This window comes from Geomonas limicola, assembly GCF_014193675.1.
Taxonomy (GTDB): Bacteria; Desulfobacterota; Desulfuromonadia; order Geobacterales; family Geobacteraceae; genus Geomonas; species Geomonas limicola.
Genome location: NZ_BLXZ01000003.1, coordinates 86,644 through 98,778 on the forward strand (window position 1 = coordinate 86,644; position 12,135 = coordinate 98,778).

Below are 12,135 nucleotides of genomic sequence, written 5' to 3' on the forward strand. Positions count from 1 at the left end.
CCGCTCCACGCTCACCACAGCACGACGTTGCCTGATCAGCTATTCGTTTGAAGGCAAGCGCGCCCGTCGTCCTTACTATCTGGGGGATCAGTGCCTGAAGCGTTGAGCCTGCTGCTCTTTTGTGATACAAAGTGGAGATCGCAACTATAAGGAAGGAACTGGATATGAAACTTCTGGACGGAAAGAAATGCGCGGAGTACCTGGTGGCCGATATCGCCCAGCAGGTGAAGCGCTACATCGATGCGGGGCACCGAAAACCGCACATGACCATCATCCTGGTCGGCGAGCATGCCCCGAGCGAGTCGTACGTTAAATCGAAGATCACCTCCTGCGCGCTCTCCGGTTTTGAAAGCAACCTGATCCGGCTTCCCGCCAGCATCAGTGAAAAGGAGATCCTGGCGCTGATCCAGGAGATCAACGAGGACCGCTCCACCGATGGTCTCATCGTCCAGCTGCCGCTCCCCAAGCACATCAATCCCCAGCTGGTGATCAACGCCATCGACCCGGCCAAGGACATCGACGGTTTCCACCCGACCAACTTCGGCCGGATGGCCCTAGGGCAGAAGGCCTTCCGCCCCGCCACCGCCTACGGCATCTGCAAGCTGTTGCAGTACTACCAGGTGCAGGTGGCCGGCAAGCACTGCGTGGTCATCGGCCGCTCCAACATCGTGGGAAAACCGATCTCCATCATGCTCTCCAACGACTTCGAGATCGGCAACGCGACCGTCACCCTCACCCACATCGAGACCCCGCGCGAGCTTTTGCTCGACGAGACCCGGCGCGCCGACATCGTCATCGTCGCCGTGGGGATCCCCGGCTTCGTCACCCCGGACATGGTGAAGGACGGCGTGACCCTCATCGACGTCGGCATCAACCGGCTGGAGAGCGGCAAGCTCGTGGGCGACGTCGAGTTCGACGCGGTGGCACCCAAGTGCGAGTGGATCACCCCGGTCCCCGGAGGCGTCGGGCGCATGACCGTGGCGGCGCTCATGATCAACACCCTGTACGCCTACCAGAACAACTTCAACCTGGCCTGATCCGGCGCGACTGACGCGCAGGGAGGCTACGGATAACAAAAGAGGAGGCGCCGGCTCGACCGGCACCTCCTCTTTTTCGTTTAACGGCGCACCAGGCGCCTGACCTGGTCCAGCTCGAGCAGGCAGTATTGGCAACAACAAATATATATAACTTAATTCAAAAGATATTGCGTTGCTCATGTGCATTTGCTAGGTTATCGGAACTTAACTAAAAGGTAAGGCTGAAAAGAAATTTCACTCAGCCTAATACCCGGTTTTTCTCGTCTCGGTACTGGTATTTTACTGTAATGGATGGCTACTGGAGGATGAGGTGGCATTGCCGATGCGTACCAGGATGTCCAAGTGTTGTGGAGTGCTGTGGCTGTTCTGCTTCCTGCCGGCTTCGCTCGCCGCGGCACAGGATGTGGTCAAGGTGGGCGGGACCGGCGCAAGCCTGGGCACCATGAAACTCGTAGCGGCCAGCTTCGAGAAGAAGCATCCGGAGATCCGAATCCAGGTATTTCCGAGCCTCGGCAGTAGCGGTGCCCTCCTGGCGCTCTCCCAAGGGGCCCTGGACATCGCGCTCACCGCGCGTCCTCCAAATTCCGGGGAGCGCTCCGACGGCCTGGTCGCCCTTGAGTACGCCCGCACCCCCTTCGTCTTCATCACCCACCGCGGGGTGAGCCTGGAGGGGATCACCCCAGCCGAACTGGAACAGATCTACCTGGGCAAACAGGAGAAATGGCCGGACGGCAAGCCGATCCGCCTGGTGCTCCGGCCGGAGACCGACATCGCCTCCCGGCAGGTGAGCTCGCTTTCCGCCGCAGTCGAGCCGGCCCTGCGCAGTGCGCGCCTGAACCGGGCCTCGACGATCGCGGTCACCGACCAGGACTGCGCCGATGCGGTCGCCACCATCCCGGGGGCACTCGGTACGGCGACCCTCACCCAGATCATCACCGAAAAGCAACCCGTCAAGCTGCTCAAGTACTCCGGAGTTCCCCCTACCCTCGACAACCTGAACGCCGGCCGCTACCCCCTTTTTACCACCTTGTACCTGGCCACTCACCCCACGCCACGCCCACCAGTTCGACTCTTCCAGGAATTCGTTCTCTCCGTTGCCGGGCGCCGCATCCTGGCCACGAGCGGAAACCTGCTCCCCCGTTCCGGCCATGATAAATAAAATCAACCGCAACCTGGAGCGGGCCCGGCACACCTACCTCGGGATCGGCCTCACGGTGTCGATCCTGGTTGCCGTGATTCTCCCCGGCGGGTACTTCGCCATCTCCTACACCCACATGCGCGCGGAACTGGAGACCGAGGCCGAGATCAACGCGACCATCATCTCGGGAGTGGTGAACACGAACCCGGAACTGTGGCGCTTCGAGCAGACCCGTCTGCACGAGCTGCTGTCGCGGCGGCCCCGTTTCGGCCACGCCGAGACCCGGAGGATCCTCGACGGCCGGCACCGGGTGGTCGCCGAGAGCGTGAACCAGCTCGCCCCACCGGTGATGACCCGGTCCTGCGATCTCTACGAGGGGAGGCTGCCGATCGGACGGGTGGAGATCAGCCGGTCGCTGTTTCCCACCCTGGTCGCCACCGCACTGGTGGCCCTGGCGGGGCTCTCGTTCGGCGCGCTCCTCTTCTTCCTGCTCTGGGAGCTCGCCTTCCGGCGCGTGGTGCTGGCCGAGCGCCAGCGTCGGGAGTTTCTCGAGAAGGTGCTGGAGAACGGTCCGCACGCGGTCCTGGTGCTGGAGCCCGACGGCAGCATCGCCGCCGGCAACGCCCACAGTTCGGCCCTGAGCGGCTGGTCCCACGACGAACTCATCGGGCGCCCTTTCATCTGGTTTTTCCAAGGGCGCGATGCACGACGGGTGCGCGCGCAGCTTAAGGAGGTGACCGGCGCGGCGCTGGCGGTGGCCAACTTCGAGACGAAGCTCACCACCCGCGGCGGCAGCGAGCTCTACGTGAACTGCGCCATCACCCCGTTTGTCGTGGAAGGCCAGGTCCTCAACCTCCTGGTCTCCATCGAGGACGTGACCAGCCAGGTGAGCGCCCAGGAGGAGCTGCGCCTGTTCGCCGAAGACCTCACCCAGCAGATCATCGAGCGCAAGGAGATGGAGGAGGCCCTGCGCCAGAGCGAGGCCCGCTTTCGGAACCTTTTGCAGGACGTGGCGAAGGTGGCGGTGCGGGGCTACGCTGCCGACGGCACCACCCAGTACTGGAACCGGGCCGCGGAGGAACTCTACGGGTTCCCAGCAGCGGAGGCGCTCGGCAGGAGCCTCTTCGACCTGGTCCCGGAGGAGTGCACCAGGGAGACCGCGGCGGCACTCTCGAGGATCCGGCAGTCGGGTGAGCCCCTGCCGGCCGGCGAGTTCACCCTGGTGCGCCGCGACGGCACCCCGGTAGCGGTGTTCTCCAGCCAGGTAAGCGTCCGTCTCCCGGGCAGGCCCCTGGAGATCTTCTTCATCGACATCGACCTGACCGAACGCAAGAAAAACGAAGAGGAAAAGGCCAGGCTCGAGGCGCGCCTCAGGCAGGGACAGAAGATGGAGTTCATCGGTCGGCTGGCGGGGGGAGTGGCGCACGACTTCAACAACATGCTCACCGTGATCCAGGGGTTCGCGAACATGGCCCTGGTACGACTGGAACCCGGCGAACCGTTCTACAGCAACTTCCAGGAGATCTTCAACGCCGCCCGGCGCTCGGCCGACCTGACCCGGCAGCTGCTCGCCTTTGCCCGCAAGCAGGCCATCGAGCCGCGGATCCTGGACCTGAACACCACGGTGGCCGGCATGATCAACATGCTCAAGCGGCTGATCGGTGAAGATATCCGGCTCGACTGGCAGCCGGAGGCCGGACTCTGGCCGGTGAAGGTGGACCCCTCACAGGTGGACCAGATCCTCGCGAACCTCTGCGTCAACGCCCGCGACGCCATCGAGTCGACCGGCACCATCACGGTCAAGACCGGTAACCGTTCGCTTGGCACCGACTACTTTTCCGGCCTCGCCTGGTGCACCCCCGGGGAGTACGTCCGCCTGGCGGTCTCCGACGACGGGCACGGCATCGATCCCGAGTTGATCCCCCACATCTTCGAGCCGTTTTTCACCACCAAGGAGGTCGGCAAGGGAACCGGTCTGGGGCTTGCCACGGTCTACGGCATCGTGAAGCAGAACAACGGCTTCATCAACGTCGAGAGCAGTCCGGAGCACGGCACCAGCTTCGAGATCTTTATCCCCCGCTACGCCGGGAACCTCGCCACCACCAGCCAGTCCGAAACGGCCGGCCGGCCGCGCTGCGGCACCGAGACGATCCTGGTAGTGGAGGACGAGCCGACCATCCTGGAGATGACCCGACAGATGCTGGTCAGCCTCGATTACCGGGTACTGCCGGCGGAGTCGCCGCGCCAGGCCCTGGCGCTCGCACGGGAGCACCAGGGCGAGTTCCAGTTGCTGCTCACCGACGTGATCATGCCCGAAATGAACGGCAAGGAACTCGCCCAGCAGTTAAGCGCGCTCGTCCCGGGCCTCAAGCACCTGTTCATGTCGGGGTACGCGACAAGCGTCATCGAGGCACACGGCGTGCTGGAGCCCGGGATCCGCTTCCTGCAGAAACCCTTTTCGCTCGGCGAACTGGCGGGCAAGGTGCGCGAGGTGCTCGATGCAGGTTAAAAGGGGGACGCTTCAGACGTCGAGAAACGAGAGGGTAAGTGCGGCGAGGTCGACTACCAGGAAGCGGTCCAGCAGGCGAGGATTACCGGCGAGGCAGCGAAAGAGCTCCCCCGCCATGAGTCCCGCCAGGACGAAGACGCTCTCCGGCGCGACGGGGATCGCTCCGACCGGTTGGCGGCAACCGGCGCAGATCTCCTCGAAGGGTTGCGAAGAGCCGGTCAGGAGCGTGAGGAGCTGTCCCTGGCCCCCCTCCACGCCGCCGTGCAGGAAGTAGCACCGCGCGGGGAGCGCCCGGTACAGTGCGAAGCGGCTCGCGAAGTTGTCGAGGCAGTCAACGGCGGCGACGATTCCCCCAGGGGCCTGGAAGCCGTCCTCAATCCAGCCCGGATCGATCTCGATCGTTACCGAGGAGTCGATGGCGAGCAGCCTTTCCCGGGCCACCTCGACCTTCACCCGCCCCAGGTCGCACTCCGCGTAGAGACTCTGCCGCTGCAGGTCGCTGAGCGCCACCGTCCCCTGGTCGACCAGGTAAAGCTGCCCCACCCCGGCCCGAACCAGGATCTGGCTCAGGGTCGCCCCCAGCCCCCCCACCCCGGCTACCAGCACGGCGGCCCGGGCCAGCCGTTCCTGCCCTGCCTCACCCCACAACGGGAGCTGCCGTGCGTAGCGTTCGGTATCCAGGTTCTGCACGGTTACCCTCCGGCGCCCGGAGGAAAGAGCGCCACCACGTCCCCCGCCTGGATCGGGGTCTGCAGCCCCTCAAGGTGCAGGACGTTGCGGCGGTTCACCAGGATGATGGTCCCCACCCAAAGTTCCCCCTCCGGCGTCAGGAGTTTGTGCGTTACCGGTTGCGCCAGTGCCGCCTGGAACTTCTCCAGGAGCGAGCCGACCGTCTCGCCGGGGGCGCAGCGGACCTCCAGTGACTCCAGACCGTTCAGCATGAGCCGCAACAGCCCGAAGATCTGGACCCGTACCTGAAACGCTTCAGCCGAGGTACTGCTGGATGGCAGCATGGCGCCCCTCCCCCTCGAGCATGCGCCGGCTGGGAAGCCGCATCCGGCCGAGGATCATCTGGTAGTAGACGCCCGCATCGTTGGTCTCCCCGATGAGGCTCGCCCCGATCAGTCTCCCCTGTTCGTCCAGAAATGCCTTCCGGTAACGCCCGGAGAAACGGCTGCCCCAGGAAACCGTCTGCGCCGCGTCGTCCTGGCAGTAACCGAGGACCGCCACCTCCAGCCCGAAGACCTCGGTGGTGTTGTTCTTGAGGCTCCCCCGGTAGGCACAGGAGAGTCCCAGCATGTTGAGCGCCGCGTGCTCCCCCTGTTCCACCGCGGTGATCCAGTTCCCCTGGACCGTCGGCTCGCCGGTCACCAGGTCCTTGCCTTCGGCCACGTCCCCTGCGGCATAGACGTCGGGATGCGAGGTGCGACAAAAGTCGTCGATGCGTACGCCGTCTACGCAGGAAAGCCCCGCCGCCTGGGCGAGATCCGTGTTCGGGCGCACCCCTTTTCCCACCACCAGAAGGTCGCTTGGGATGGTGATCCCCGAGGCAAGCCGCAGTTCCAGGCGCTCCCCCTCATTGATCTCTACCACGTCGTCGCGCTTGTGTAGCTGCACCCCGGCCCGGGCGAAATGTTCCTCGAGGAGCAGGGCCGACTCGGCATCCATGAGACGACTGAAAACCCGGTCGCTCCCCACCAGCAGGTGACGCTCCACACCCGGGGCCAGGTGCGAGAGCACCGGTACGCTCACCAGCCCCGCGCCCAGGGCCGTGACGCAGCGCGCCGAAGCCGAGAGGGCGCGCATGCGGTCCGCGTCGGCCAGGTGGCGCAAGGTGCAGACGCGTTCGGTGGCGCCTTTCAGGGGGCGCGCCTCGCCGCCGGTGGCGAGCAACAGTTTCCCGAAGCCGATCTCCCGGCCATCGGTCAGGCGGACCTTGTGCCGCTCCGGGTCGAGGGATGCTGCGGTCGCGCCGAGCAGGGGTGTCACCCCCATCTCGCCGTAGAAGCTCTCCTCGACGATGAACAGGTTATCCCTGGAGGTTTTTCCCCCCACGAAGTAGGGGGTCAGTACCCGCGAGTAGGCCGGCCGCGGCTCGCGGTCGATGAGGGCAAGGGAAACCCGGCGGTCCAGACGCCGCAGGGTACGGATCGCCTGCAGGCCTGCCGCCGAGTTACCGATGATGACGATGTCGAAGTGCTGCATGCAGGCTCCTGAGAATGACGGTTCACACCTGAAAAACTGGTTCTTCCTGGCGTTTGTGAATCATCCCCCCTCCCTTGATGGGAGGGGGTTGGGTGGGTGAAGCCGCCATCGGCAACGAGGTTGGCACCTTCCCCCTTACCCTGTCCTTCTGACCCGGTAGGACAGCATCTCGTGATTACCGGAGAACCAAAAAAAGTGCGGGGCTTCGGGAGTCACGGCGCGCAGTGCCGCCCTGGCGAGTCCCGAAGCCCCTCTTGTCCACCGCCGGGGCCCTAGCTGGTAACCCCCAGCGACTTCAGTTTCTGCTCGGTCGGGATCCCCTTCTCGTCCCAGCCGCGCGCGCTGTAGTACTGTGGCAGCAACTCGCCGAGGTGGGCGACCGCCCCCTTCATCGGTCCGTCCGGCAGCGGCTCTTCTAAAAGCCGCTTGGGGAGGGTATCCTGGCTGGGATCGATCCCCGCCTTCAGGTTGTAGACCCGCTCCATGTTCCAGACCCGCTCGCCGACCTCCATCAGCGCCGCTTCATCTGCGGTCTTCCCGGTCGCCGCGCTGAACAGTTTGCCGACCTGCGGGACGCCGATGCCGAAGGTGGTGAAGAGGCAGACCCCCGCGGAATCGACCAGCGCCGTCGCGTCCTGGAACCCCTTGGCCCAGGCCGCCTTACCCTCTATGGCCTGCGGGTCGAGCTTCTCGGGCACCCCCAGGATCTCGGGGGAGACCAGGTAGCCGCGCACGTGGCAGGCGCCGCGGTTCGAGGTGGCGTACTCGAGCCCCATCCCCTGGATGCCGCGACCGTCGTAGGCCGGGAACTCGAGCTTCTTCACGCTCATGGAGAACTCGGGAGCACCGTAGCTTTCGGCGAGCCGGTAGGAGCCCAGGGCGATCTTCTTGCCGAACCCCTCCCCCTTCCCTGCCTGCTCGATGAGGCGCACCATCGCGTCGCCGTCGCCGAACTTGAGGGGCATCCCGGCCTCGGCCTCGCTGATCAGGCCACGCTCGAAGAGTTCCATGGCACAGGCGACCGTGGACCCCGCCGTGATGGTGTCCATGCCGTACTCGTTGCACAGGTAGTTGGCCTGGGTGATGGCCGCGAGATCCGAGACGCCGCAGGCAGCCCCCAGCGCCCAGAGCGACTCGTACTCCGGCCCCTCGCCGCTCCCCGACCAGCGCGGGTCCGAGAGCTGGGTGACCCGCCCGCAGCCGATGATGCACCCCATGCAGCTCTTGTTGCGCTTCAGGTAGGTCTGGGCCAGCCGCTCTCCCGAGATATCCTCGGCATGATCGAAGGTTCCGGACTGCGAGTTGCGGGTCGGGAGCGCACCGCTTTGGTTGATGATGTTCACCAGGACCGCGGTCCCCAGCGCGGGAAGCCCCTGGCTGGTTACCGGATGGGTGCGCAACATCCGGTAGCATTCGCGAGCCGCCTCGCGGAAACCGGCCGGGTCGGCCACCCCGACGCCACCGGTACCCCGCACCGCGACGGCCTTCAGGTTCTTGCTCCCCATGACCATGCCGACACCGCTGCGCCCGGCGGCGCGGTGCTTGTCGTTCACGATGCAGGCGTAGTGCACCTGGTTCTCCCCGGCCGGCCCGATGAGCGCCACCTTGGCGTCGCCGTGGAACTCGTTGCGGATCAGGTCCTCCGCTTCGCTCGTCGATTTACCCCAGAGGTGGTTCGCCCCGGCGAGTTCCACCTTGTCGTTGTAGATCCTCAGGTACATCGGCTTGGGCGCCTTCCCCTCGAAGATGATCAGGTCGAACCCGGCGTACTTGAGCTCGCTCGGGAAATAGCCGCCGGAGTTCGAACAGGCCACGGTGCCGGTGAGCGGCGACTTGGTCACCACCATGTAGCGGCCGTTGGCCGCCCCGTACGTGCCGGTGAGCGGACCGGTGGCGAAGATCAGCTTGTTTTCCGGGCTTAAGGGGTCGACCTGGGGGTCGGTCTCTTCGCACAAGTACTTGGTTGCCAGGCCGCGCCCACCCACGTAATCCCTGGCCCACTCCTCATTGAGCGGTTCGACCTGGCAGCTTTGTGTGGTGAGGTTCACCCGCAGAATCTTTCCGTTCCATCCGTAGCCCATATCACACCTCCCCTTGGCCGGCCTTCATGGTCCGCACGAATTTGAGCACCTTCTCCCTGAGCGGCGTGTCCTCCTCGGAGAACTTGAGGCAGCCGGTGGGGCAGAAGGCGACGCACTCCGGGAAGTCGTCGCCGCACAGGTTGCACTTGTCGGCCTTCCCCTTAAGAGGAGCGTACTTGATCATCCCGAAGGGGCAGGCCGATACACAGGTGCGGCACCCCACGCATTTGAGCTCATCCACGGAAACCGTGCCGGTCTGGGCGTGCTTGGAGATCGCCCCTTTCGGGCACGCCTTCAGGCACCAGGGGTCGTCGCACTGCATACAGGTCACCGTGATGAACTGCGCCTCCTCCAGGAAGACTTCGTTGATGATCCGGGACCTGCTGGGTGCGAACTCTCCGGTGTTCTTGAATGAGCAGGAGAGTTCGCAGGACTTGCAGCCGACACATTTCGACGGCTCGATGCGGATGAGCTTTTGCATGTAGACCTCCTTGGCACGTTGACATGGCACAGAGAACAACTCAGACTGCAAAAAACATTGGCAAAGTATAATCCGCAGTCAGTACCTGGCAAGTTTTGTCATGAAAGAAAATATCTGAGGCGAGTGTGAGAGAATGACAAGAAAGCGATTGACAGCAAGCAAGATGCTTGATCCTGCCCAGTTCCAGAAACGGTGGCGCATCAGGTAATACCGGCTGTTGCTGAGGGTGCCTTTGAAACTCTTTCAGAACAAAGTATATTTTAGGTAGCCCGCCCCCGATAGGCGCGGAAGGGCGGAGAGCGGCTCCTCCAGCTGCCAGCCTCGTCTGGCACCTTTACTGAAAGCAGGTGATTCTTATGCAGCTTGCACTTTATTTAGAACATGGTGAGAAATTTGCCCGGGCAGCGTCGAAGCTTCTGCCCCAGATCCCGATCAACGTGGACTCTCTGCTGCTTGACTGCTACATCGAGGTGTTGCCGGTGGCCGCGATGCACAACGGCGGACCAGATCATCTGCCGGGGATCGAGTTCCCCTATCCCGAGGTACGGGTGGTATTCAAACTGAAGGAACATCCCTTGGTGGTAGCAGTCTACGACATCGATTTCTTCGTGGCCGACGCCATGGTGAGCCTGGTGAGCTGGGCCCAGGGACACACCCACGTCGAGGTGAACCACCGTCCTGCACAACTGGAACGGGCCATTGCCAGCAAGGAGAACGGTCTGCTGGAACTGGTCGGCTGCAGTCACAAGACGCTCATCGAACGGCTTTCCCAGGCTTTTCTCGAGCTAAGAAAGGACTACCTCAAGGCCTTGGAAGAAGAAGGCTGCCTCCCGGTCCCCCGCCATCCCTGATCGTCCCGATCCCCCGGTGCCGGAGTCTCCTTATCCGGCACCGGGATAGCGTCCTCACCCTCCCGTCGTTGCCCATTGCCTCAGACCAAAGATTCACCGCTGCGCCCCGCACCCTGTCTCGGCCCGCCGCCCGGCAGGCCGCCGAGTCGCAGCTGAAAGCCCCGATTTCCCGACCTTTTCCTCCTAGCCAGGTCGAGCGGGCGTGGAGTGCAGCGAAGACGCAGGCCCACCCTTGACAGCACAAAAATGATGATTACATTCCGCTCAGAAGTCAGCTCACGAAAGGAGGTAATCCACATGGCAAGCTGGGGATTTTTCAACGAATTGGACAATCTGAGAAGGGAGATGGACGAGGCTTTTCGAGGCGTCGGGATGGTCAGGCCGTTGGCCACCACCTTTTTGTCGCCCAGTTCCGGGAGGCGTTTCCCGCTGGTCAACCTGAGCGAAGATGAAGGGCAGATCTGCCTCGATGCCTTGCTTCCGGGAGTAGATCCCAGGGAACTGCAGCTCTCCTTGCTGCGCGAGACCATCACCATCGCCGGTGCCCGCAAGTCGCCTGTTGACGTGAAGGGGGTCGTGCACCGCAACGAACTGGGTTCCGGTCGGTTCAGCCGGACCATCGACCTCCCCACCGAAATCGACCCGGACCGTACCACTGCGGAGTACCGCGACGGCGTCCTGCGGATCACCATGCGCAAAGCCGAACACGTGATGCCGCGCCGGATCGACGTGAAGGTGGCCTAAACGGCCGGTAACAGACCACGGAGCACACAGGAGGAACCGAACATGACAACCAACAGCCTTTCCCACGATATCAATCAGCACGGCAGCAAAGAAGAAACCCGGGCACCGGAGCGTTTCCTGCGTCCGGCGGTAAGCATCGTCGAGGACGAGAGCGGGCTCCTGCTGACCGCCGACCTCCCCGGTGCCAACAAGGATGCCCTCGACATCAACGTAGACAAGGGGATCCTCACCATCAAGGCGGAGGTGTCGCGGCAGTTGCCGGGCCGTCCCATCTACAGCGAGTTCGAGTGGGCCCCGTACTTCCGCCAGTTCCAGATGCCTGACGTCATCGACCAGGCCAAGGTGCGGGCGGAACTCAATAACGGCGTACTCACCCTGCACCTCCCCAAGGCCGAGGCGGCCAAACCACGCAAGATCGAAGTGCAGGTGGTCAGCTAAACGCTTCCCGTTCCGACCATTCCCTCGAGCACCCTGCCGGTTTTGGGACCGGCGGGGTGCCAAGGGACGCGCCAGTCGCCCCCCAGTGCGCGGGTATCGCCTCTAGCGGGAGGGCACCACCGCATCGAAACTCTGCATCCTCTCCTCTCCCTTCTCGTCCCCTCCGTCAGATCCACGGTACTTGTAGGTGAAGCGCAGCGTGCTCCCCGGGGCTACCTGTACCGGCAGTTGTACGCTGAAAGAAGCGACCTCCCCCTGTCTCACCTCGTGCGGCAGGTAGCTTACCGAGCGGGCCTCCGCCTTGCCACTCGGCCCCAGCGCCGCCACCCATACCTCTCCGTCATCCAGGTACTGGTAGCGCAGGCTTCTCACCATCCCGTCCACCAGGGTCTGCGACCCGACGTTGCGTACCTGGTAGGCGATGTCGACGTCAAACTGCCGGTAGTGCAGCGGGTACTGCGCCATCTGGTAGCGCCCTCCCGCCTCGCGGTTGCTGACGCACCCGGCCAAAAGTACCACCACGAGCACCACAACCCTGGTTATCCCGCCCATAGTGACCTCCTGTTACTTCCTGTCTTTTAGCTCCCTGCTTCATTGTACGCGCCGGCGTTGCCGCTGACAACTCATCCATCTCGGGCGAAAACAAGGGGC

Annotated in this window: 12 protein-coding genes; 6 read left to right on the forward strand and 6 right to left on the reverse strand. The window is 63.8% G+C overall.

The window, feature by feature from the left end:
* Positions 1-164: 164 nt before the first annotated feature.
* The 3 genes from H7688_RS07515 to H7688_RS07525 all read left to right on the forward strand — a co-directional run bounded on the left by H7688_RS07515 (position 165) and on the right by H7688_RS07525 (position 4,684).
* The gene (locus H7688_RS07515; protein ID WP_183360460.1) at positions 165-1,037 is read left to right on the forward strand and encodes a bifunctional 5,10-methylenetetrahydrofolate dehydrogenase/5,10-methenyltetrahydrofolate cyclohydrolase; all 873 of its coding nucleotides are present in this window, start codon (positions 165-167) and stop codon (positions 1,035-1,037) included.
* Positions 1,038-1,347: 310 nt separating this feature from the next.
* Positions 1,348-2,196, forward strand: coding sequence for a substrate-binding domain-containing protein (locus H7688_RS07520; RefSeq protein ID WP_183360461.1), 849 nt, complete (start codon positions 1,348-1,350; stop codon positions 2,194-2,196).
* Complete coding sequence (locus H7688_RS07525; protein ID WP_183360462.1) at positions 2,186-4,684, forward strand: hybrid sensor histidine kinase/response regulator; 2,499 nt, start codon at positions 2,186-2,188, stop codon at positions 4,682-4,684. The genes H7688_RS07520 and H7688_RS07525 overlap by 11 nt, the downstream gene beginning before the upstream one ends.
* Positions 4,685-4,696: 12 nt before the next feature.
* On the opposite strand, the gene H7688_RS07530 is transcribed toward H7688_RS07525, so the two are convergent.
* From H7688_RS07530 to H7688_RS07550, 5 genes are all read right to left on the reverse strand, one after another.
* Complete coding sequence (locus tag H7688_RS07530; RefSeq protein ID WP_246329742.1) at positions 4,697-5,374, reverse strand: HesA/MoeB/ThiF family protein; 678 nt, start codon at positions 5,372-5,374, stop codon at positions 4,697-4,699.
* 2 nt (positions 5,375-5,376) lie between these two features.
* On the reverse strand, positions 5,377-5,697 hold the full coding sequence (locus H7688_RS07535) for a MoaD family protein (RefSeq protein WP_183360463.1): 321 nt from the start codon (positions 5,695-5,697) through the stop codon (positions 5,377-5,379).
* Positions 5,669-6,889: an NAD(P)/FAD-dependent oxidoreductase gene (locus H7688_RS07540; protein WP_183360464.1), complete on the reverse strand. Its 1,221-nt coding sequence runs from the start codon at positions 6,887-6,889 to the stop codon at positions 5,669-5,671. Before H7688_RS07540 ends, H7688_RS07535 begins: the two co-directional genes overlap by 29 nt.
* Before the next feature lie 272 nt (positions 6,890-7,161).
* Positions 7,162-8,970: an aldehyde ferredoxin oxidoreductase family protein gene (locus H7688_RS07545; protein ID WP_183360465.1), complete on the reverse strand. Its 1,809-nt coding sequence runs from the start codon at positions 8,968-8,970 to the stop codon at positions 7,162-7,164.
* A 1-nt stretch (position 8,971) separates the two neighbouring features.
* Entirely contained in the window at positions 8,972-9,451 is a 480-nt protein-coding gene (locus tag H7688_RS07550; protein ID WP_183360466.1) for a 4Fe-4S dicluster domain-containing protein, read from the reverse strand.
* A gap of 356 nt (positions 9,452-9,807) precedes the next feature.
* On the opposite strand from H7688_RS07550, the gene H7688_RS07555 reads away from it, so the two are divergent.
* The 3 genes from H7688_RS07555 to H7688_RS07565 all read left to right on the forward strand — a co-directional run bounded on the left by H7688_RS07555 (position 9,808) and on the right by H7688_RS07565 (position 11,484).
* Positions 9,808-10,302: a hypothetical protein gene (locus H7688_RS07555; RefSeq protein ID WP_183360467.1), complete on the forward strand. Its 495-nt coding sequence runs from the start codon at positions 9,808-9,810 to the stop codon at positions 10,300-10,302.
* Positions 10,303-10,599: 297 nt separating this feature from the next.
* Complete coding sequence (locus H7688_RS07560) at positions 10,600-11,046, forward strand: Hsp20/alpha crystallin family protein (RefSeq protein WP_183360468.1); 447 nt, start codon at positions 10,600-10,602, stop codon at positions 11,044-11,046.
* A 42-nt stretch (positions 11,047-11,088) separates the two neighbouring features.
* Complete coding sequence (locus H7688_RS07565; protein ID WP_183360469.1) at positions 11,089-11,484, forward strand: Hsp20/alpha crystallin family protein; 396 nt, start codon at positions 11,089-11,091, stop codon at positions 11,482-11,484.
* Between the two features lie 102 nt (positions 11,485-11,586).
* On the opposite strand, the gene H7688_RS07570 is transcribed toward H7688_RS07565, so the two are convergent.
* Positions 11,587-12,036, reverse strand: a complete 450-nt coding sequence (locus H7688_RS07570) for a hypothetical protein (protein ID WP_183360470.1) — start codon at positions 12,034-12,036, stop codon at positions 11,587-11,589.
* Positions 12,037-12,135 lie beyond the last annotated feature (99 nt).

Excerpts from the sequence above, each read along its gene's own strand:
- H7688_RS07515 (WP_183360460.1), top strand. The coding sequence starts at position 165 with ATGAAACTTCTGGACGGAAAGAAATGCGCGGAGTACCTGGTGGCCGAT.
- H7688_RS07525 (WP_183360462.1), top strand. The coding sequence starts at position 2,186 with ATGATAAATAAAATCAACCGCAACCTGGAGCGGGCCCGGCACACCTAC.
- H7688_RS07535 (WP_183360463.1), bottom strand. The coding sequence starts at position 5,697 with ATGCTGCCATCCAGCAGTACCTCGGCTGAAGCGTTTCAGGTACGGGTC.
- H7688_RS07540 (WP_183360464.1), bottom strand. The coding sequence starts at position 6,889 with ATGCAGCACTTCGACATCGTCATCATCGGTAACTCGGCGGCAGGCCTG.
- H7688_RS07545 (WP_183360465.1), bottom strand. The coding sequence starts at position 8,970 with ATGGGCTACGGATGGAACGGAAAGATTCTGCGGGTGAACCTCACCACA.
- H7688_RS07550 (WP_183360466.1), bottom strand. The coding sequence starts at position 9,451 with ATGCAAAAGCTCATCCGCATCGAGCCGTCGAAATGTGTCGGCTGCAAG.
- H7688_RS07555 (WP_183360467.1), top strand. The coding sequence starts at position 9,808 with ATGCAGCTTGCACTTTATTTAGAACATGGTGAGAAATTTGCCCGGGCA.
- H7688_RS07560 (WP_183360468.1), top strand. The coding sequence starts at position 10,600 with ATGGCAAGCTGGGGATTTTTCAACGAATTGGACAATCTGAGAAGGGAG.
- H7688_RS07565 (WP_183360469.1), top strand. The coding sequence starts at position 11,089 with ATGACAACCAACAGCCTTTCCCACGATATCAATCAGCACGGCAGCAAA.
- H7688_RS07570 (WP_183360470.1), bottom strand. The coding sequence starts at position 12,036 with ATGGGCGGGATAACCAGGGTTGTGGTGCTCGTGGTGGTACTTTTGGCC.